This is a genomic window from Corallincola platygyrae, assembly GCF_039544265.1.
Classification (GTDB): Bacteria; Pseudomonadota; Gammaproteobacteria; order Enterobacterales; family Neiellaceae; genus Corallincola; species Corallincola platygyrae.
The window spans coordinates 230,432-250,057 of the sequence record NZ_BAABLI010000008.1; the positions used below are offsets into that span (position 1 = coordinate 230,432).

At 51.5% G+C, this 19,626-nt stretch carries 26 protein-coding genes; 17 read left to right on the plus strand and 9 right to left on the minus strand.

The features are described 5' to 3' along the window. Positions 1 to 73: 73 nt before the first annotated feature. From ABEA14_RS06640 to ABEA14_RS06665, 6 genes are all read right to left on the minus strand, one after another. A complete protein-coding gene (locus ABEA14_RS06640; protein ID WP_345339109.1) occupies positions 74 to 1,030 on the minus strand; it encodes a 2Fe-2S iron-sulfur cluster-binding protein in 957 nt (318 codons plus the stop codon). A 107-nt stretch (positions 1,031 to 1,137) separates the two neighbouring features. Continuing rightward, entirely contained in the window at positions 1,138 to 1,560 is a 423-nt protein-coding gene (locus ABEA14_RS06645) for a group I truncated hemoglobin (RefSeq protein WP_345339110.1), read from the minus strand. Positions 1,561 to 1,572: 12 nt separating this feature from the next. After that, the gene (locus tag ABEA14_RS06650; protein WP_345339111.1) at positions 1,573 to 1,893 is read right to left on the minus strand and encodes a c-type cytochrome; all 321 of its coding nucleotides are present in this window, start codon (positions 1,891 to 1,893) and stop codon (positions 1,573 to 1,575) included. Between the two features lie 18 nt (positions 1,894 to 1,911). Further along, complete coding sequence (locus tag ABEA14_RS06655) at positions 1,912 to 2,475, minus strand: Tll0287-like domain-containing protein (RefSeq protein ID WP_345339112.1); 564 nt, start codon at positions 2,473 to 2,475, stop codon at positions 1,912 to 1,914. A 26-nt stretch (positions 2,476 to 2,501) separates the two neighbouring features. Next, a complete protein-coding gene (locus ABEA14_RS06660) occupies positions 2,502 to 3,908 on the minus strand; it encodes a cytochrome c3 family protein (RefSeq protein ID WP_345339113.1) in 1,407 nt (468 codons plus the stop codon). A 10-nt stretch (positions 3,909 to 3,918) separates the two neighbouring features. Then, entirely contained in the window at positions 3,919 to 5,904 is a 1,986-nt protein-coding gene (locus ABEA14_RS06665) for an FAD-dependent oxidoreductase (protein WP_345339114.1), read from the minus strand. A 716-nt stretch (positions 5,905 to 6,620) separates the two neighbouring features. Here ABEA14_RS06665 and ABEA14_RS06670 point away from each other — a divergent pair. The 3 genes from ABEA14_RS06670 to ABEA14_RS06680 all read left to right on the plus strand — a co-directional run bounded on the left by ABEA14_RS06670 (position 6,621) and on the right by ABEA14_RS06680 (position 8,362). Then, positions 6,621 to 6,818 carry a hypothetical protein gene (locus ABEA14_RS06670; RefSeq protein WP_345339115.1) on the plus strand — a complete coding sequence of 66 codons (198 nt, stop codon included), beginning with the start codon at positions 6,621 to 6,623 and terminating at the stop codon, positions 6,816 to 6,818. Between the two features lie 264 nt (positions 6,819 to 7,082). Beyond that, positions 7,083 to 7,703, plus strand: a complete 621-nt coding sequence (locus tag ABEA14_RS06675; RefSeq protein ID WP_345339116.1) for a DUF6198 family protein — start codon at positions 7,083 to 7,085, stop codon at positions 7,701 to 7,703. 17 nt (positions 7,704 to 7,720) lie between these two features. Then, positions 7,721 to 8,362: a YitT family protein gene (locus ABEA14_RS06680; protein ID WP_345339117.1), complete on the plus strand. Its 642-nt coding sequence runs from the start codon at positions 7,721 to 7,723 to the stop codon at positions 8,360 to 8,362. A gap of 24 nt (positions 8,363 to 8,386) precedes the next feature. On the opposite strand, the gene ABEA14_RS06685 is transcribed toward ABEA14_RS06680, so the two are convergent. Then, entirely contained in the window at positions 8,387 to 8,815 is a 429-nt protein-coding gene (locus tag ABEA14_RS06685; protein ID WP_345339118.1) for a hypothetical protein, read from the minus strand. A gap of 71 nt (positions 8,816 to 8,886) precedes the next feature. Then, complete coding sequence (locus ABEA14_RS06690; protein WP_345339119.1) at positions 8,887 to 10,014, minus strand: AI-2E family transporter; 1,128 nt, start codon at positions 10,012 to 10,014, stop codon at positions 8,887 to 8,889. A gap of 361 nt (positions 10,015 to 10,375) precedes the next feature. Between ABEA14_RS06690 and ABEA14_RS06695 the strand changes: the two genes are divergently transcribed. The 11 genes from ABEA14_RS06695 to ABEA14_RS06745 all read left to right on the plus strand — a co-directional run bounded on the left by ABEA14_RS06695 (position 10,376) and on the right by ABEA14_RS06745 (position 17,145). Beyond that, positions 10,376 to 10,663, plus strand: coding sequence for an ArsR/SmtB family transcription factor (locus tag ABEA14_RS06695; protein WP_345339120.1), 288 nt, complete (start codon positions 10,376 to 10,378; stop codon positions 10,661 to 10,663). 75 nt (positions 10,664 to 10,738) lie between these two features. Beyond that, entirely contained in the window at positions 10,739 to 12,421 is a 1,683-nt protein-coding gene (locus tag ABEA14_RS06700) for an FAD-dependent oxidoreductase (protein ID WP_345339121.1), read from the plus strand. Positions 12,422 to 12,429: 8 nt separating this feature from the next. Next, a complete protein-coding gene (locus ABEA14_RS06705; protein WP_377776223.1) occupies positions 12,430 to 12,888 on the plus strand; it encodes a YeeE/YedE family protein in 459 nt (152 codons plus the stop codon). Continuing rightward, the gene (locus tag ABEA14_RS06710) at positions 12,885 to 13,343 is read left to right on the plus strand and encodes a DUF6691 family protein (RefSeq protein WP_345339122.1); all 459 of its coding nucleotides are present in this window, start codon (positions 12,885 to 12,887) and stop codon (positions 13,341 to 13,343) included. The genes ABEA14_RS06705 and ABEA14_RS06710 overlap by 4 nt, the downstream gene beginning before the upstream one ends. 148 nt (positions 13,344 to 13,491) lie before the next feature. Next, positions 13,492 to 14,250 (plus strand): metallophosphoesterase, encoded by a 759-nt coding sequence (locus tag ABEA14_RS06715; protein ID WP_345339123.1) that lies wholly within the window; start codon positions 13,492 to 13,494, stop codon positions 14,248 to 14,250. Positions 14,251 to 14,714: 464 nt separating this feature from the next. Next, positions 14,715 to 15,023, plus strand: coding sequence for a BrnT family toxin (locus tag ABEA14_RS06720; protein WP_345339125.1), 309 nt, complete (start codon positions 14,715 to 14,717; stop codon positions 15,021 to 15,023). Further along, entirely contained in the window at positions 15,020 to 15,205 is a 186-nt protein-coding gene (locus ABEA14_RS06725) for a hypothetical protein (RefSeq protein ID WP_345339126.1), read from the plus strand. Before ABEA14_RS06720 ends, ABEA14_RS06725 begins: the two co-directional genes overlap by 4 nt. Beyond that, positions 15,202 to 15,333, plus strand: coding sequence for a hypothetical protein (locus ABEA14_RS06730; protein ID WP_345339127.1), 132 nt, complete (start codon positions 15,202 to 15,204; stop codon positions 15,331 to 15,333). The genes ABEA14_RS06725 and ABEA14_RS06730 overlap by 4 nt, the downstream gene beginning before the upstream one ends. A gap of 139 nt (positions 15,334 to 15,472) precedes the next feature. Then, positions 15,473 to 15,874, plus strand: coding sequence for a hypothetical protein (locus ABEA14_RS06735; protein ID WP_345339128.1), 402 nt, complete (start codon positions 15,473 to 15,475; stop codon positions 15,872 to 15,874). Positions 15,875 to 15,929: 55 nt separating this feature from the next. Then, positions 15,930 to 16,271 (plus strand): hypothetical protein, encoded by a 342-nt coding sequence (locus ABEA14_RS06740; protein WP_345339129.1) that lies wholly within the window; start codon positions 15,930 to 15,932, stop codon positions 16,269 to 16,271. A gap of 664 nt (positions 16,272 to 16,935) precedes the next feature. After that, positions 16,936 to 17,145, plus strand: coding sequence for a hypothetical protein (locus ABEA14_RS06745; protein WP_345339130.1), 210 nt, complete (start codon positions 16,936 to 16,938; stop codon positions 17,143 to 17,145). Positions 17,146 to 17,231: 86 nt separating this feature from the next. Here the strand turns inward: ABEA14_RS06745 and ABEA14_RS06750 are convergent, their stop codons facing one another. Continuing rightward, positions 17,232 to 17,792, minus strand: a complete 561-nt coding sequence (locus ABEA14_RS06750; protein ID WP_345339131.1) for a hypothetical protein — start codon at positions 17,790 to 17,792, stop codon at positions 17,232 to 17,234. A 264-nt stretch (positions 17,793 to 18,056) separates the two neighbouring features. Between ABEA14_RS06750 and ABEA14_RS06755 the strand changes: the two genes are divergently transcribed. From ABEA14_RS06755 to ABEA14_RS06765, 3 genes are all read left to right on the plus strand, one after another. Then, on the plus strand, positions 18,057 to 18,347 hold the full coding sequence (locus ABEA14_RS06755; protein ID WP_345339132.1) for a nitrogen fixation protein NifW: 291 nt from the start codon (positions 18,057 to 18,059) through the stop codon (positions 18,345 to 18,347). Between the two features lie 7 nt (positions 18,348 to 18,354). After that, positions 18,355 to 19,041, plus strand: coding sequence for a DUF4336 domain-containing protein (locus tag ABEA14_RS06760; RefSeq protein ID WP_345339133.1), 687 nt, complete (start codon positions 18,355 to 18,357; stop codon positions 19,039 to 19,041). An 86-nt stretch (positions 19,042 to 19,127) separates the two neighbouring features. Further along, complete coding sequence (locus ABEA14_RS06765) at positions 19,128 to 19,625, plus strand: YcxB family protein (RefSeq protein ID WP_345339134.1); 498 nt, start codon at positions 19,128 to 19,130, stop codon at positions 19,623 to 19,625. The last annotated feature ends 1 nt before the right edge of the window (position 19,626 follow it).

Here is a 19,626-nt window from a genome sequence, read left to right on the forward strand (position 1 = left end):
GTGTAGAACAGAGGTATAAAGATTCCTGCAAAACTAGGTTCAGAACGGTGTTGTGGTAACGAATAGATGCAAATCAGGCCGCAGGCTGGAACAGGTCACACTGGATCGCCTGCATACTGGCACCTTTCAGAAAACACAGCTTCCGCAACTTCTTAACGCGCTCTGGTGAGCCACACAGAAACACCCGATAACCATTTAACGCCTGATGCTCGCTTTCAATCAACTGATCAATCGCTTTGGCATCGGCCGGGATCGAGGCCTCTAAAAGGCTGACATGGTAGTGCAGGTTGTCGTATTGGGTGGCCAGCTCCGCGATCTCGTCGTGCAGGTAGAGGCTGTCGGCATTGCGAGCCCCCGTATAGAGATGAATAGGGCCGGTATGCCCCTGCTGCAGGGCGTCGCGAACAATCCCCCATAGAGGGGCTAGTCCAGTACCTATGCCAGCCAACAACATGGGTTGGTTTGGATCGCCAGGGGTATAAAAACAGAGGCCCATCGGACCTTGCAGCCGGAGCTGATCGCCTACCGCCAAATCCTGTTTCAGCCAGCCGCTGAATCGACCCTGGGGCTGCACGCGAATATGAAACTCCAGCGGCTCTTTAAGCGCGGGCACACTGGCCAATGAATAACTACGGATCACTGATTCGTCGCGCCAAAGATTGACGTATTGTCCCGGTTTGTAAGAGAGCGGCGCTTCCAGGCGCAGGCGTATCACATCACCGGGTAGTTCGGTTTTCTCAACGACTTTAGCGGCTGTAGTCGCCGAGTCACTGTTTGGCAGAGCCACGGTCATATCGCTACTGGGATAACACTGGCAGGCCAGCAGATGGCCGGTTTCCACTTCTGCGGCAGATAAACCTTTCTGTGCCGGTTGCGGGATATGGCCATGGGTGCACTGCACAAGGCAGCTTTGGCATAAACCACTACGGCAACTATTGGGGATCTGATGATCTGCTTCCAGCAGCGCCTCAAGCAGCGTTTGGTCTGGATTAACCTCCAGAGTAGCATCCTTAAAACTGACTTTTGCCATCGTTCACCTAGCCGTATCGGTTGTTTTTTGTTCTGGTTACACTGTTGTTGCTTGCGTTGGGCACCCTTCTCAAACAGCGAGAAGGGAAAACCCAGGATACTGCCGTACTATCGATTCAGTACATCGTCACGCACGCTTTCAGCGATTGCGGCGACTTCTGCGATATCTGAATCTGGCACCCCCAGCTCTTTCAGTGTGGCGCCCAGGTTTTCAACCACGGCATCCACGTGAATGTCACTCAGACCTTTCATACCAGCGTGTGCAGTGCGCATATCTTTCCCTGTGTATTTGTTTGGACCACCAAACACCATGGTCAGAAATGCTTTCTGCTTCTTGGCCTGGGCGTCCATATCGATACCATCAAAATACTCGCTGATACGGTCATCCATCAGCACCTTACGATAGAAAATATCGACAGCAGCATCTACCGCGGCTTCACCGCCAAGACGTTCATACAGGCTTAGTTTTACTTCGGTTTCAGCTTCCACTTTCGGCTCCTTTTTGCCAAATAGGCTAGAAAAAATTCCCATTGTTCTGTCCCTCTATTGAGATTGACTAATCATATACTTCACGGCGTCGGTCACTTGGGCGTCGGTCAGTGAGGTGTTACCCCCACGGGCAGGCATGGTGCCTTCTTCACCCTCAAAACCGTTTAACGCATGACCCACCAGGGTATCGACGCCCTTGGCGATGCGCGGTGCCCAAGCGGCTTGGTTACCTATGGGCGGCGCACCTGCAATGCCGTTCTGGTGACATACTGCGCAGGTTTGCTCCCATACCTGCTGGCCCGGCTCCGGACCCGATGGCTGACAGCCCATAACCAGCAGGGCTGGCAGCCAGACAAGATATCTGGCTGTTCGCATTTTCAGTTCCTTAATTGGCTAGATTGGTACGCGGATAACCACACCACCCATGACGTCACCCACTTTAAAGTCGGTACGTGGCGAGTCTTTGTGTTCGTTGTGGCAGCTAGCACAGACTGGTGCGACAGCAACGTCCGGGTAAACGGCGGTGAAATAAGTCACGCCGCCCAATTCTTCTTCGCCGTAAAAGTTCTGGCCTGGGTTATCCATGATGAACTGCAGACCTTTCTTTTCCATCTCGGTTACCGGCGCGTTCTGGCTGTTAATCGGCCAAAGAGACTGCAATGAGTAGCTGAACTCGTTGGTTTTAGTGGCCACTCGTTCAGAGCCAAAGCGGAACATCTGCGCGGGTAGTGGCAGCGCTTTGTCATCCATAAAGTGTTCAGAGGCTTTGATCACTTTCTCTTGTTTGGTCAGGCGACCCACCACTTTTTTGGTGTATACCGCGCGGTCTGAATCCATTACCAGATGCAGCGCATCGGTAAACTTCTGTGGGCTGATGCCTGCAGATTCTTCCCCACCACACCCTGCAAGCAGCAGGGTGGAGGCGACGGCTGTGGTAGCTATCAGTTTGGTAGTCATTTGCTTCTCTCCCGATGGTTTGGCTTTTATTTTTCAAGTCGCCCTACCGCCATATCGATACTCTCGATATGGGCAGAAGGTTGACCATTGAAATTGGTTTTAATCAGCTGTGGATCTGCCAACGCATCGATTGAGAAACTCAAACTATGGCAGTCCAGACAGACTGAACGGAGCATCTTTTCATTCGGTCTTAAATTGTCATTTTGGTTATGGTTGACGATCACTTGATCGCCGAATTCGGTACGTGGCATATGACAGCTGGCACAGGTCACACCGCTACCGGCGCCGGTCAGGCCCTGTTGTTCACTTAAAAATGCGTCGTGGTGGGGCGAGCCTTGATAGGCCAGACTGTGTTCGTCGGCGTGACAGCCCAGGCAGGATTCAACCGCGGCCTGCTTAATGTCGAACTTATGGGGGGCATGACAGCTATTACAGGTCAGCTCCAAATGCCCAGCCTCTGGGTGCATGGGTTGGCGTGCCATTGCCGGCTGCATCGGTGTCAGTTCCTGCCCCAGCTTTTTCGACAGACGCATACCGTGGCGACCTTCTGTAAATGATGTCGCTTGTTCGTTGTGGCAACTGGCACACTGCTCAATGCTGGGCTTTTCTATCCAGGGGGCCTCTGTGCCCTGGTGGCAACCTTCGCAGTTGACCTGTCCCTCGCCATGGGCGCTTCCGTGCCAATCCGCAATCAGCTGACCTTCAACTTGTAATGATTCAGGAAACACCGGAGCAGGGGGGGCGATTGTCGGCGCTACCCCTGATAGGTTGGCCGCCAGTTGCGCTGCTTCACTCAACAAGTTTTCATCACCGTCAACCTGGGCTGGGGCTAGAGCTGCCAATGCATCCAGCTTCGCCTGACCACTGAGCAGCGGCAATCTACCTTCTGGCTTCAGCCATTCACCACCGGCGTGTTTGACCAGGAAATCCTCATACAGCGCTTTGTTGTCGTGGTAGTTGTGGCAGCCAGCACTGGCACAGGTTTCAAAACCCATCCCCTTGTGAGTTTCGCGCTTCTCGCCGATATCCTGATGGCACTCGTAACAGAAGTCGCCGGGCAGGGTCACGCCCATCTCGCCAGTACGTTCCAGTTGGTGTTCAACATGGCAGGTGACGCAGTAACGCGCATCCAGCTTTTCCAAGCGATTCGCGTTACGCGGATCGGTAAATTTGGCCGCCGGGTGAGAGTCGTTTGCCATCTCCAACTCTTCGGCATGGCAGTTGGTGCAGGCGTTCTGGATCACTTCCTGGCCACCAAAGCCATCGCCGTGGCAGGTGCTGCACGCTAACTCAATTTGGTAGTGACCATGGGTGGCATCACCAATCAATAGAAATGATTTATCGGCACTGGCAAACATGACGTAACCCAGATAGGCTGCCGCCGCTATCGTCATTGCTATCCAACTGCTCCAGGCGAGCTTCTTAACTGCCATCCCTGCGCCCCTAGAAGTAGTAAACCGATAACACGTGGAAAGTCAGCAGGATGGGCAAAGGCCAAAATGCCAGGATATGTCCCCACAGCCAGATCTTCTGCCAGCGGCGACTGCTGCTGACGGATAACTTATGGCTGATTGCGCTATGAATAGCGGCGCCACCACCGACTGCCAGCAGTGTTAGAAAGCTCACCATCAACCACTGATTCAGTTGCGTGCCCAGGCTCATGCCGGTATGGGCAAGAAGTGTCATCACGATCAGCGTACCCAGTACCGTGTGCAGCAGGCGCCAGTGATCAAATTTGAGCAGGGTGAACTTCTTTATTCGCTTGCGCAGACTGAGGATTGCGGCGAATACCGATAAGCCGAGAATGGTGTAGCCTGAGACCTGCTTCCAGGTGGCATCTCGCCAGATCTGCTCAAGCCACCAGAAGTCATTGATAGAGTCACTGACGGGCTGTGCGACCACAAACATCATGGCGACCAGTGCTACCGCCAACAGGCTTAAAGCGGTTAGTGATTTTGCCCAGGTGACCGCGGGCATTGGCTGATTTCCACCTGCGACTTCCTGCAACAGTGGTTTACAGGATCCACACACGGTACCTGCACCCGTCGCATCTGACAGCTTCTGCATGCTGTCACAGCCTTGAGCGGCACAATCAACCAGCCGGCCTTTGGTAATGCTCATACAGTTACAGACCACTGCCTCGGCAGGCCAGGCCTGGATACTCAGGTCATCATCGGCAGGCCATATCTGACCTTGCTTCTCAAAACGCCAACGTTGCCACAGGCTGATAGGACGCTTCTGGCGAACATGTTCCTGTACTCTGCGAACTTCACTCCAGGGGCCCACACTGATCGCACCCACCAGGCGACCACGGTGGATCACCAGTTTGCGATAACAACCTTCTTCCTGATAAACCAACTCCTGCTGGGCGATACGTTTCGGCAGCTGCGTGACTTCGCCGATACTGAAGACCTCTTCGCCGACCACCTTAAGTGCGGTCATTGTCAGCGAGCCTTTATACTGGCCTCGTTGGCTGTTGATGTGTTCGGCTGCGACGGCGGCCTGTTCATAACCCGGCGCTACAAGTCCATAGGTGACACCGCCATGTTCAGCGCATTCACCCACGGCATAGATATCTTCATCGTTAGTCTGCAGCTGATCGTTAACCCGTATGCCATGGCCAACGGCAAGTTCGGCTGCGAGCGCCAGTTCGCGGTTTGGTGTGATGCCAGCAGCGATAACGACAGTATCGCAATCCAATTGGCTGCCATCCCGAAGCGTTAACCCATTAACCTCATCTTCGCCGGTGATCTCTCGAACACCATTGCCCGTCAGCACCTCAATACCGGAAGCTTCAATCGACTGTTGCAGTGTTTCTCCACCAACCGGGTCCAATTGGCGGTTCATCAGGGTTTCACCCTGCTGTACCACGGTAACGCGGGTGTTACCCCACTGCATCGCACGCGCGGCTTCCAGACCCAGCAAACCGCCACCTATTACCACGACGTGGCGGGCACGGGTGGTGCGAGCCATCAGCGCCTGAGCATCATTCAGGTTACGGAAGGTGAATACCCCTTTCAGGTCGGTGCCCGGGATCTTAGGGATATGAGGATGAGAGCCCACCGCCAGCACCAGTTTTTCATAGCCGTGCCAGTCGCCGTTGATATCTTTGACTTGCTTTTTGTCGCGGTCGATCTCGAGAATTGGGCAGTTCAGGTGTTGAGTCAGCAGCTGGTCATTGCCCTGGCGACGGAAACGTTCAAGGGCTATCTGGTCCAGCGCCAGCTCACCGGCCAGTAGCGATGATAACTTGATGCGGTCATAGGGCTGCCAGGGCTCACCACCAAACAGCAACAGCGGTTGGGTTGGCATACGTTGGCGCAGCTCCTGGGCCATACGGATCCCCACAGGACCTGTACCCACAACAATGATGGGCTGGGTCGAAGTTGCCGTGTCGGCTGAGGTATCCAAGCGTACCGCTGATGTCATCGCTGCGCTCTGCCTTGATCCAGTTTGGGTATCCGTCCTTCCCGCGTTCCAAGTTTTGTGCCAGATCAAAAACGAATTGTTAACACCTTGTTAAACATGGGGTTTAAGATGAAAGGTGTATCTGTGGTGTATATTTTGAATTTGTGTGGTTTTCACCAAAAGGAGACTCGAAAATTCTCTGAAAGGATCAAAGTTGTGCAAAAAATGGGTACTACTAAGGGGGTATGCTCAGGTGAGGAACGTATCGATTTTGGGTTTCTTATCTGGTTGTTTCAGCGGGTTATTTTGTTAGTGGGTTATGCGTATGAATTCAGCTGCTTTGCTCGAATTATTTGCTTTGTAGTTAGGGGGCCGATTCGAACAGAAGTATTACCTTGCACTCCATAATATTGGTCGCTTGAAGTTAGGAATGATGTTTTGGTTTCGATCATTTGCGCCCAAGTCAGGGAGTGAATACGCCTTCACTCCCTGACAACCCTCGCGCGCCCCAGCTATGTGCTTATCCTTCGCTCTCACCAGCGCCTCAGCTAACGGCTCGATAAACGTCCCTGTTTAACGAGCCTAAGATGGGCATCCTTGCCCATCTTCACGCCGATTCTTGGGTTCGCTACGGGCACATAGAAGGGGGGAACTGTCCCGTAGCCAACTACGGATTAACTCCCCTTCAAGCGCGCTGAGCGTGACAGCTATGCAAGGTCACGAGGCAAGGATGCCGAGTGAACAAAGTCAGTACAGGGAAGTGCTGTTATGTACAGGAAGTACGGTATGCCGCGTGTGCATGGATGCACATTAGCGGCCTGGTGCCGCCAGCAGAGTTGGCTAAGGGAAGTGAACAGCGCTTGGTGGGGGCGCCTTGGGTTGTTAGGGCCTTGGGCGAGCAAGGCCTTAACAAGTGTGCTGTAAATGTAGACTGAAAATGGTAGGCGGCCTTCGGCACACTTAAAACTCAACTAGGTTCAAAGACTCCGGCAGGATACGAAACAAGCTGTAAACTTAACGTAACGCTTGTCTTAACAGATTGCCACCCTGTCATCGAAACTCAACTTTGCGTCAGTGGCATCCATATACTAAGGGCTCAGATATAATCCCCTCCGCATTTCGGGCACTACCAAAAACCATCATAAAAGCGCCCCTGTTTCTGTACTACCTGTGAGTTATCACCTGATATTGGAGTCGCGATGAAGCTTCACGCGCTGCGTTGGTATGCCCTGCTCGAAGGGTGTTTTTTGGTTGCTATGGGTGTCATCCTGCTGGGTAAAGCACAACTGATTGTTGGCGGTAGCCCCGGCCTGGCGTTTATTGCCCATCATTTTGCGCCGCTGACCATGGGTACCTGGTTACTGCTGGCTAACCTGCCGTTTTTTGTACTCGCATTTATGCGCTTACGCCGTGAGTTCGCCCTGATCAGCCTGGCGTGCAGTGCTGTGGTGTCAGTATTGGTTGACCTGATCACGCCGCTGCTGGCCGAGGTTTTGATGCCGCAGGCGCTGGCTGCTTTGCTGGCTGGCCTGTTAATTGGTTTTGGCCTGGTGGTGCTGTTTAAACAGCGTGGCTCCATTGGCGGCGTAAACATCTTAGCACTCTATCTGGAGCAGAAGCTGGGTTGGCATTCCGCCAAAGTGATTTTGGCCTGGGACATCTCCATTGGTGTGATTTCGTTCCTTATCTTTGATTGGATCACCGTTTTGAATTCTCTGTTGGCGTTTGTGGTGCTGGCATCGGTTATTGGCCGCTACCACCCCAAACAAAGCAAACCTGCGCCAACCGCTATTTCGTCTGCCGTTCAGGCTGAGGGTTAAGTTAAGCAATGAGTACCATGCAACAAGTTGGCTTTTGGCAGCGATTTTCTAACATGACAACGCTGAAGCAGTTCAGCCATGAATGGTTTGCCCGCCTGGAAGGGTGTTTTCTGGTTTCTCTGGGGATCTGCTTTCTTTCTGCCGCCGGGCTGCTGGTCAGTGGTACCGCAGGTCTGTCTATCGTGACCAACGAACTGCTGTCTGTGTCGTTCGGTTTCTGGTTCTTTATCATCAACCTGCCGTTTTTTGCGTTGGCGATTAAGCAGCTGGGCTGGGCCTTTGCCTGGCGCAGTCTTATCTGTATTACCCTGGTGTCTGGGGCCAGTGACCTGATGATTTACCTGATCCGGTTCGAGCAAATCCCGCCTATCTTAGGTGCGCTGGTGGGCGGTGGCCTGATTGGAATCGGCTTGATTGTGCTGTTTCGTCACGGTACCTCACTAGGTGGTGTGAATATTCTTGCCCTGTATCTGGAAAAACGTACCGGTATTCATGCGGGTAAAGTAATTCTGGCGATGGACCTGATTGTGGTGGCTGCAGGTCTGGCGATGTTCCCATTGGTTCAGGTGGCATTTTCAGCGCTGAGTTTCGTGGTACTGAGCTCAGTATTGGGGCGTTATCATAAGAAGGCCCCGCTGACGCAGCAGGCAGCCAAGTAACACTGAATTCTGTGCGGCCGGCGGTTACTCCGCTAGCCACTCCAATGCTTGTTCTGCTGAAAACTCCACTGGGCTGTCAGAGATAAACGCGACAGCATCGGCGTCGTTATCGAATGACGCTTGCTGGTAGTTGTCTGTGGTTTTTGCTGTGCGGGTGTTTTCAACGACCTGCGCGTGCAAGGAGTGATGGATAACTTCGGCTTCACAGACACAGCCATGAGCGATTGCCCAGCCATTCAGCTCAGCGATCACCGGCTCGGCATCTGGAATCATTAACTGCTCGTTTCCCATTTTTACAATTACGGCCCACTGCGGGTCCGAAATGGTAATGGCTAGACGGCGAAAATCCTCAGCAAACGCCTCGGCAGCTTCTTTGTTCCATGGGGCATATGTCACGACCAGAATGACTCTCTCCGAAATCAGAGTCATCTTCCAATCGCCATGTATCTTCATGTTTCCGGGTACCTTTCGTGAAGCGGGTGTTGATTTGAAGGAGCAGCAGTCAACTGCTCCTTCTATCTAGCTTACGACTCTGCGGGCACCTCTTTGCCAGCTGAGCCTTCATCTGCTTTATCTGCAATGGCCGTTGGGTCATCGTTTAACCAGGCAGTAAACAGTTCATAACCGACCACCATCACCACGGCACCAACGAACAAACCGATAAAGCCCATGGTTACGAAGCCACCGACAGCACCCAGGAAGATCACCATCATCGGCACTTGTGAGCCCTGGCCCATAATCAGTGGCTTGAGTACGTTATCCATCAGGCCGACCGCAATACTCCAGATCATGTAGATCACCGCAACCACTGGCGAGGCAAACGAGAACACGTAGATAGCCAGCGGTACCATCAACAGCAGTGGATTGATCTGGATAATGCTCATAACCAGTACCAAACCTGCCAGCAGTGGCGCAGCAGGAAGGTCAATCACGTAGAAACCGATGCCCGCCAGCAAAGCCTGGAGAATGGCGACACCGAGAATACCGCGGGTGACGTTGCGGACAGTGACACTGGCAAGCCCAGCGAACTTAGCGCCGTTTTCGCCAGCCAACCGGGTTGATAGTTTGGTGACAAAATTCGCGGAGCCATCAGCCCCGGCCAGGAACACACCAGCGATGATAATAGAGAAGATCATCACAAGGGTTGCAATACCAATGCCTGCAACCTTACTGAATACAACACGGCCCCACTCTTTTACCTGAGTCTCATGTTTTTTCAGAAAGCCTTCCAGATTGTTAGCGGCTTCATCCCAGACAGCGTGGACTTTTTCGCCCACCAGCGGCCAATCTTTAACCTTGTCTTCCGGGTTGGGTAGGTCAAATTCACCTGATTCAATTTTGGCTGTCACTGTTTGTACATTGGCTGACAGCTTTTCGGTGACCACGGTGGTGGGCACTATGAGCGCGGCAAGCAACGCCAATGTCACAGTGGTTGCCGCCCACTTGCGACTGAAACCAAACTTGGTTTCCAGCCAGTCACTGATCGGTTTGACTGCAACGGCGATAATGGCAGCCCACAGTACCGGGGCAACGAATGGTTTCAGGATGTCGTAACACCAGGTCACGATAAAGGCGATGGCGGCAATACGGATCGCTGCCTCTAGCGCGCGTTTTATAAACTGACGGTCTGCAGCCGTATCTGGGTGAGACATAATGAGTTCCCTTAGCTTTGAAATGAAACAGGTATCGGTTTTTACAACCTCTGAGACTTGTAAAGAGTGTAATCAGTTTCAGTCACTTAGGTAGTTTTTTAGTGTCATTGTGCCGCCTAACGCGCGATTAACCACCATGGCGTGAAAAATTCACGACATTTCCAGGAAATCATAGCGAGAAATGCTTAATCATTTGGGGCTTATCAAGTATGTTTAATCGCTTTCCGGTTAACTTGATTGTTTGTGCCTGATTGGCCCATATCAGATAGATAAATTCACAGGTAAGCAATTAAGTAATATCGAAAGTGTTTAATCTAAATTCAAAAGATGTTTAAATAACGACATGAAAGAGCTCGAACAGATGACGGAGAACGCCCAACAAGCGGCGGACTTTCTAAAGCAGTTGGCGCATCCACAGCGCTTACTGATCCTTTGCCGCTTGGTTGAGAAAGAGCACACCGTAGCCGAACTGCAGGAAGGTAGCGAAATGTCAGCCCCTGCGTTTTCACAGCATTTGGCCCAGTTGCGCCATGCTGGCTTGGTCGCCTCGCGTCGTTCCGGTCAATCTGTGGTTTATCGCATTGCAAACCCATCAGTGGCTCAGCTGATTGGCGCACTGCATGAGATTTTTTGTCCCGAGTCTGACTAGGCCCATAACTCACGCTCTCTCATAGGCTTTCTTTCGTAGGCTTAGCGCTCGGCAACCCTTTGCAGAGGAACAGTTATGACACGTATCGTCATCGTGGGTGGCGTTGCTGGTGGTGCATCAGCCGCCGCCAGAGCCCGCCGCATGTCAGAAGACGCCGAGATCATCATGATCGACCGCGGCCCCTATATCTCATTTGCTAACTGCGGTCTGCCTTACCACATAGGCGGAGATATCCAATCCCGGGATGCCCTCCTGCTGCAGACACCTGAAAGCTTCAAGCGCCGTTTTAATGTTGATGTCCGCCTGCATACCGAGGCGGTGGCTATCGATCGCGAGACGAAACAGCTGCAGGTGCGTGATACTCAAACCGATGCCACCGATACCCTGAGTTATGACACCCTGATCCTCAGCCCGGGGGCCGCGCCTTTTGTGCCTTCCATTGCCAATATCGATGACAGCCGTATTCAGACCCTGCGTAATATTCCAGATATGGACCGCATTCTGCGCGAGCTGGAACAGCAACAGCCCACCCACGCCACTGTTGTTGGCGGCGGCTTTATTGGTTTGGAAGCCGCCGAAGCGATGCGCCAGCGCGGTTTGGACGTGTCGCTGGTAGAGCTGTCCAGTCAGGTGATGGCACCGGTCGATCCGGAAATGGCAACACCGTTGCACAAAGAGTTGGAAGACCACGGCGTAGACCTGCGTCTGAATGCCGGTTTAACCGAAATTGAACCTCAGCAGGATAAGTTGACACTGACCCTGTCTGACGGTGCCAAACTCGACACGGGGTTGGTGGTATTGGCGATCGGTGTTCGTCCTGAAACCGCGCTGGCGAAATCCGCCGGACTGGCGGTCGCAGAGCGCGGCGGTATTCAGGTCGACAGCCAGATGCGTACCAATGACCCGGATATTCTTGCTGTGGGTGACGCGGTGGAGATTGTTGAATGGGTCACCGATAAGGCCAAGCTGATCCCGCTGGCGGGGCCTGCCAATCGCCAGGGCCGTATTGCTGCCGACAACGCCGTAGGTAAACAGCGCCATTTTGGTAAAACCCAGGGCACAGCGGTTTGCCGTGTATTTGGTCTGACGGTGGCATCTACCGGCATGAACGAAAAACAGCTGACACAGGCGGATATCAAGTTCCGCAAAGTCTATGTACACCCAATGGACCACGCATCTTACTTTCCGGGTGCTGCCCAAATCAGCCTGAAGCTGCTGTTCTGCCCTGATAGCGGCAAGATCTATGGCGCTCAGGCGGTGGGCGCGAAAGGGGTCGACAAACGTATCGATGTGCTGGCCGTAGCCCAGCGTGCCGGTATGACGGTGTTTGACCTTGAAGAGCTGGAACTGTGTTATGCACCGCCCTATGGCTCAGCCAAAGATCCGGTGAATCTGGCGGGTTTTGTCGCTGCCAATGAGATTCGCGGCGAGGCAGACCTGCTCTACCCGGAACAATTAACTTCTATTCAAAGCCATCAACAACTACTGGATGTGCGTACCCCCGCCGAGTTAGAGCGAGTCGGTCAGTTTGACGGTGCTATCAATATTTCGGTTGATGAGTTACGTGACCGTTTGGGTGAATTGGATAAAGAGACCGAGTATTGGGTGACCTGTCAGGTGGGCCTTCGTGGTCACGTGGCCTACCGCATGTTGGTGAACTCAGGGTTTAAAGCCAAAAACCTGACCGGCGGATTTAAAAGCTGGCAGATGTGGAAAGGCTGTCGTCAGCCACAGCCTATCGTCACTGAAGGCGAGTAGGGGTCCGAATGATAGATATGGCTAACTTCACGCCGGTGGAGTCTGTCGTCGGTGGCATGCTGATCGGTGCGGGCGCACTTACCCTGCTGCTATGTCAGGGCCGCATTGCTGGTATCAGTGGCATTGTCGGTGGTGTGCTGTCGCAGCTTTGGCAGCGAGCTGCGGGTGAACTCAGCTGGCGACTGATGTTTCTGCTGGGCCTGATCATCGGCCCACTGCTCTGGTTCCAGTTTGATTTTGCGCCAGCGATTTCACCAACCCTGCAAAGCTATTCAGTCGGCTGGTTGCTGGCAGCTGGCTTATTGGTGGGGCTGGGCACAGGCATAGGTTCGGGCTGCACCTCCGGCCACGGTATCTGCGGTATTGGCCGGTTGTCGGTGCGGTCAGTGGTCGCCACGCTGCTGTTTATGGCCTCCGCAATCATCACCCTGTTTGTGGTGCGTCACCTGTTGGGAGGTGCGCCATGAGACCCTGGTTAAGCTCGTTGATTGCCGGGTTGCTGTTTGGTCTGGGGCTGGCCATCTCCCAGATGATGGACCCGGCCAAAGTGCTTGGTTTTCTCGATCTGGCGGGCAATTGGGACCCGTCGCTTATGCTGGTAATGATGGGTGCATTGGCGATCTATCTGCCTGGCTACCTGATGTGGGTGAAACCACAACTGGCCGGGCGGGCCGAACGTGAAAAATCCGCCACGGCGTCAGTTATCAGTGCGGAAAAACCGATGACCTGGCATCTGCCTACTAAGACCCGTATCGATGCGCCGCTGGTGATAGGTGCGCTGCTGTTTGGCATAGGGTGGGGCATGGTTGGCCTCTGTCCCGGCCCTGCACTGGCATCTATCGGCATGGCAAGTGGCAGTCTGGCGCTGTTTCTGATCGCTATGCTGGCTGGATTGGCGATGGTAAGGTTGTCTCAGCGTTAGCGGTATTGCTGCATTTAGATTTTCATAAACAGTTTTTTGCTTTAAACGTTGCGAAATCAGCAAAAGCCGCCTACTCATTTTAGCGAAGCAAATCGTCCTCCTGACAAAGGAGGTAGCTGAAAATGGGTGCTGTTAAGGCGGGCGGCTTTTGAGATTAGCTATCTATTCTGATCTTCAGCTTTGGCGACAAACGTGGCAGCCACCGGAGGTGGATGCGGATCTGGTGATCCTCGCAGGCAATATCGACCGCGGTGATGCCGGTGTGCGCTGGGCACTGCGCCACTTTAGCCAACCCGTGCTCTATATCCTGGGAGTCAGCGAGTACTTTGGGCTTAAGTTAGAGCGGGTGCCTCCCTCGCTGAAAGAACTGTGCAAAGGCTCCAACGTTAAGATCCTGAATGAAAAAGCCAAAACCTTCGACCAGTTCCGGTTTATCGGCGCCACGTTATGGACCGACTATCGCCTGCTGGGCACACAGGTAAGTTCTGCGACATTGGCTGCCGCCAACTGCGAAGAATTTCGAACGATCCAGAAAGACAGGCCGAAAAGCCATCTGCCCATCACCCCGGACGACCTGATTAAAACCTACATCAAATCCCTGAAATTCATCTGCAAATCGATTAAAGACGCCCGCAAAGAGAAGCTAAAACCCATCGTTCTTTCCCACCACGGTCCGCTGCCCTCCGCACTGCCGCCTTCCATGCAGTCACACCTGTTGGCACCTGCCATGGCCTCCGACCTTTCAGAGGAGATCCGATCCCATAAGCCCAAACTCTGGGTGCATGGCCATACCGGCATCACCGCCAATTACCAGCACGCCAAAACCCAGATCCTTAGCAATGCTAGATGGCAGCCCGATGGTGAGCTAAATCCCGCGTTTGATGCCGGGATGATTGTTGAGATTTAGGGCTGGGTATTTACTCAATGGAAGGCCTGTTTTTCTTTTTGTCAGAAATAGGCGAAAAGATCTTCTCTAAATAATTATCTGTTTTGTGTAGGTAGGCGGCCTAATTATTAATTAGAAAACCGTCGTATTCTCATCACTGGTACAGCTATAGCTAAATGCATTAGCTGACTTTGTCGAACTATGGTAATGATTGAAGCATCAGTATTGCCGCAGCATGCGAGATTGATGTCGGGCAAGCGTGAAAGCTTCAAGGGCAGCTCAAGTCAGAATAGCCTGTCCCGGGATAGGGCGTGGAATCAAAATGCGTAGGGAAGCGCAATAGTAAGTTTTGACCTTCTATTTTATTTCCCGCAACGCATAAAACACGCAGGTCCACGAGCTTCTCAACTAGCGCGAACTCCTGACCAATATTGTTAGTGCAAATAATGGAGTAATCATATAACCAACACCACAAGGAGAACGAAATGGAATTTGAGTGGGACGACAATAAGCGACAAAAAACGCTCTTTGAACGAGGGATTGATTTCATCGATGCTGCTCTTATATGGGATGACCCACTGCGACAGCAAAGAGAAGATTCACGAAAGGACTATGGCGAGCCCCGATACCAAACGATAGGTAAGGGGCCTGTCGGTATCCTCTTCGTTGTGTATACGATTCGACTGTACGAAAGAGGTAAGCCGGTAAATCGAATTATCTCAGTGCGTCGAGCCAACAAAAAAGAAATGATGCAGTATGAATCTCGAACATTTGCCGGAGGACTAGCTAAATGATTGAAAAAACGACACGAATGTCTTTGGCTCAGATACGGAAACTTAAAGGGCTATCAAACGCCAAGAAGTTCGAGGAAACCTCGGATGAAGATATCGCTAGACAGATTGCGTCAGATCCCGATCTATACGAACTGACAGATGAAGAGCTGGCAGAGTTTGAACTCACAAGGAAGAGACCATGAATAAACAAGCAGGGAAAACAAGAGTATCACTCGAAGAAATCAAAAAAATGAAGGGGCGCTCGCAGCTTTCGAAACTCATAGCGGAGCAAAATAAAGAGAAGGCAAAACCTGATTCACCGAAGGAATAGTGCACTAACAAATACAGTCAGCGGGACCGCCGAATCTGCGCGGTGGTTTCTTCGCTGACGTTCAGCAGCCCCTGCTGTGGGCGTTGGCCTCTGGCGGGGTGGGTTCTGTCGAACCCTTCTATCTGAACAGGGAGAGTGAGTGAAATACTTAGTACCCTTGATGGGGATTGCAGCTGGCCTGATGATGCTGATAGCTGGTTATCTTCGCGCAAGAACTCTGCCAAGAAAGGACGCGATGAGTGATGTTTCGGGCACAAAGTTTCTGGGGATGGCGCAGATCGATTGGGAAAATTACACGGTCGCATTTGTTGTCGGTAGCGAGAAGCTCTGGATTCTCAGTTTCTTCCCAAACATTGGATTGGCACTGGATATTCATGAGTTGGAGTTATCCAAAAAGAAGTGCTTTATCGGCTATCAGGTACGGATTGTTTCCCATGATGTTTACACGGAGCACCTGTTTAAGGAAATCATAGTGTCTGCCAGAGTCGCCAAAAAGCTTGAAAAGCTAACCTACGGAAAGTTGGTTGTTAAGGGCGGATAGCAGGCTCACCAACTTGTTCACTTTAACTTCTGTAAAAACTGAAAGGTGTGCCGGTATGCTTAGTTCGCGACTTATTGCGGCGTTGCTTTCTATGCTCTGCTCAATGCCGTCTCTCGCTGAAACCATCATGGGCAAAGAGGCGCCTGCATGTGTAGGCAAGCAGGTGCAAACAGTGCATGAAGCTAAATGTATTGCGTTATTCTACGGCCAGTTTGTATCTACCATGCACGCGTTGGGTGGCGAGAGGGATGTGAGAGCCGTAAAAAAAGAAAATGATTGGTACATCTACCCCACCAAGAGCAGTGCCCGCATAGATTTGGACACAGCTTTGTACAAAATAGACTCGAAAACTGGGATGCCAAGTGATTATTTGCCCTTGGTTAGCAGCAATGATTAGAGACCTGAACTTGTTGCCCGTAAGCTAGTTTTTTATGCTCATCGTGAATTACAGATCCGAGACAGAGAGCTGCGGACTTCCCCGGTTTTTTGTGGCAGTTAGCAACATCGAGGTAAGCATCATGGATGAATTGGTAGGAGATATTTTTCGACCAATACTAAGGCTCTTATACGGGTTCTTAAGGTTTCTTCACTTCCTTGCTTGGGAACTATTGGTTTCGTATGTCGGTTGGTCTATCGGTTGGGCCTTCTATCGAACAATCACATTTGGTGTGTTTCCCAGAGAAAAGTGGAGTGAGCTGGAGGATTGTGGTTGGCTTAAGGCTATATTCGTTGAATTCACAGGCTTGGCGATTCTGGCAGCCTTGATATGCATGATGGCTGAGCTTGTATAGCCTATTACCGAAACGCTCATTAGGTTGCCTGAGCATAGGGCTGAATGACCGCTGTCGTAATAGGCATTATATTAATCATCAGTGGTGTGATTATTGATGAATGCATTCAGTGCTTTGCAATTCTTATTGATAAGAGCCGGAGTTTTGAACGGTACAATTAGCTACAGTAGTTTGTTGAAAACACTTTAGGAAAAAGTATGAATTTCAGACGCGTACTTCAAACAAGAGGATTTGGTTTCCATTAGCAATTCATAGCTAATGGAGGTCAGTATGGGTTATTCGAACTACTATCGTCATCCTCATACTCAAAATGAAATGAAGCAGTTTTTTGCTTCAGCCGTCAATGAACTGGATATTCCAGTAAAAGTCAGGGGGCGTAGGCGCCCGAAGTACTTACCCTGCGCTTGGGACGACCTTTACCGCAGCAATATGTCGCTGCGAAATTGGAAGTCATATCGAAAAGCACAGTGGAAGGATTAATTCATCCAGTTTTATAAGGCGATAGGAGAGGGCTCTATTATTCCAAGAGCCTCTCCTTAACCGCTTTCTTCACGTCTCGTTAAGCTTTAAATAGCGCCGTGAGTTTCACGTTTGGCAGAGGTGGCGTTGGCCAGGATCTCGTCCATCGGTATCGCAGGGAACTTGGGTGAATAGCTAGCCGCTTCGCGGTAGGCGGTCAGCACTTTGTCAGCGGCTGATTTGCCCTTAAAGTCACTTTTTTCCAGGCCCAGCTCATCGGTGAACTGGCTCCATACCATGGCGTCCCAAGGCAGCAGATAGCCGCTGATACCCTGGTATTCAAAGCTGGCTTCGGTATGTGCATTGGGGGCCATCAGAATCACAATGGCATCTTCTGCCACATCACCCTGATAGCGGTCGAGCAGGGCTGAGATCTGGTCTACGGAATCCAGGCCACCGACCATCAGCTTCTGTTTGCCATCATCGGCCAGTAAGATCGCATCACGTAACACGGTCACAGGCGGCTTTTTACGGCCAGAGGCATCTGCCACTTCCCCTTCCACAATCACCAGCTCACCCCGGTAAGCCTGTAGTTCAGGTTGGCTGCTGGTGGCTAAAAAGTTGGTGTTAAACAGTAAAGCCTGCTCTTCATATTTATCTAATAACATTGTCTACTCCCAGAATTGAACTTAGCTGCTACTAGATGGCAAGAATCGCTCCATCAATAAAACATTCCGACTTCTATAAATGTTATTAATAAACATGTGGTTATGTTTTTAAGAAAACAAAAGGTTTTGTTGGCAAAGCGACAAATCTGGGAATGTTGTGAGTGATTTATGTCAGAACTGGTAAAACTGGCACACATCAAATCTGCTGAACATCAGTGCGGCTACACTGCGGTTATTGTTCTCAAGGCGCAACGATAAACCGCAATGCCAAACCCGAATTTGACTGCCAATTCGATAAAGGATCAGCTTAAAGAGATCGACAGCATCGAAGCACTGTTAACGTTTTTTGAGATCGGGTTTGAGCAGAGCTTTGTTGATGAGTATGGCCAGGCCCTGCTTAAGCGGTTTAACGGCAATATCTTCACCCAACAGCCAGAAGACTGGTTTTCTTATCGACGCGCACTGAAACGCGCCTACTGTAACTTGCAGCGCAAACGCCTCCCCAGTGATTCCCGCAAAGCCTGCCGTGGTTGCACTTCGTGTGAACGGAGGTGAGGGGCCCATGAAGCAGCTAGCTGAAAATCTATGGATCTTTGATGGCGAGGCGGTGCCGTTTCTTAAATTACCTTTTACCACCCGTATGACGGTTGTACGTCTGACCACGGGTGAGTTGTGGGTGCATAGCCCGATCAGGTTTAGTGACTCAATCTGTCAGCAGATCGACCAACTTGGCCCGGTAAAGTATCTGGTGGCACCTAACCATTTGCACCACCTCTTTCTTGCTGAGTGGCTGGCGCACTACTCAGATGCTATCTCTTACGCTACCCCGGAGCTTATTAAAAAGCGCCGTGATTTGGCTTTTGATTACGCACTCAATGAAACTCGCGACTGGCCTTGGTCGAATGAACTCGCACATGTGCTGTTTACTGGCTCGCCCCTAATGGAAGAAAGTGTGTTTTTTCATCATGCCTCGCGGGTATTGATTGTTACCGACCTGATTGAAAACTTTTCCGGTGAGAATTTTAGCTATTGGCAACGACTTTTTGCCAGGATGGCCGGGGTGTTGGCGCCCCACGGAAAAACGCCCCTGGATTGGCGGTTAAGTTTTATGTTTGGCAAAGCCAAAGCGAGACGGCACTTGTCAGATATTAAGGGATGGCAACCTGAAATGATCGTTATGTCTCATGGTGAAATTATCGAAAGCGGCGCCGCAGAGTTCTTAGAAAAGTCGTTTGATTGGATCAAGTAAGCCAACCTAACGGCCGTTTTGATGTTTTCTTTCCCCGCAAACAGGCAATTGCTACTCTATCACTTTGTTTCCGGCCTCTTTCTTTTATGAACACAGCATTTAGTTACTCAACCAAGTACACCCTGGATAAAAGCCACTTCAGTGAGACGTATGATGCGTCGGTGATGGTAGATGATTCCTACCGCAAGTACAGTAAATCGGTGGTGATGGCAGTGGTTGGGCTAGGCCTGCTCTACTTTACCCAGGTTTCGCCTTATCTGGCTTGGTTTGTGGTTGCTTTGGCTGGTGTTGAAGCGCTGAGTGTACGTTTTCATAAAGCTTGGTGGCTTGCCCGCCAGATGATTAGCAAAGCGGCAAACAACGAGCTGGCACTGACTATTGATGAGGAAGGGGTGCGCAGTAAATCTGTGTATGTTGAAAGCCAGATCTTGTGGAGCGATATCACTCAGATTGAGAAAACCGATCAGGGCTGGCTGCTGCATCTGGCCAGAGGCAAAACCTATATCTCGGACCGTTGCCTGTCAGATGAGGCGATGGCTTATGTGAAAGCCAAAGCGGGAGAGTTGTCGCAGGAAGCCAAATAAG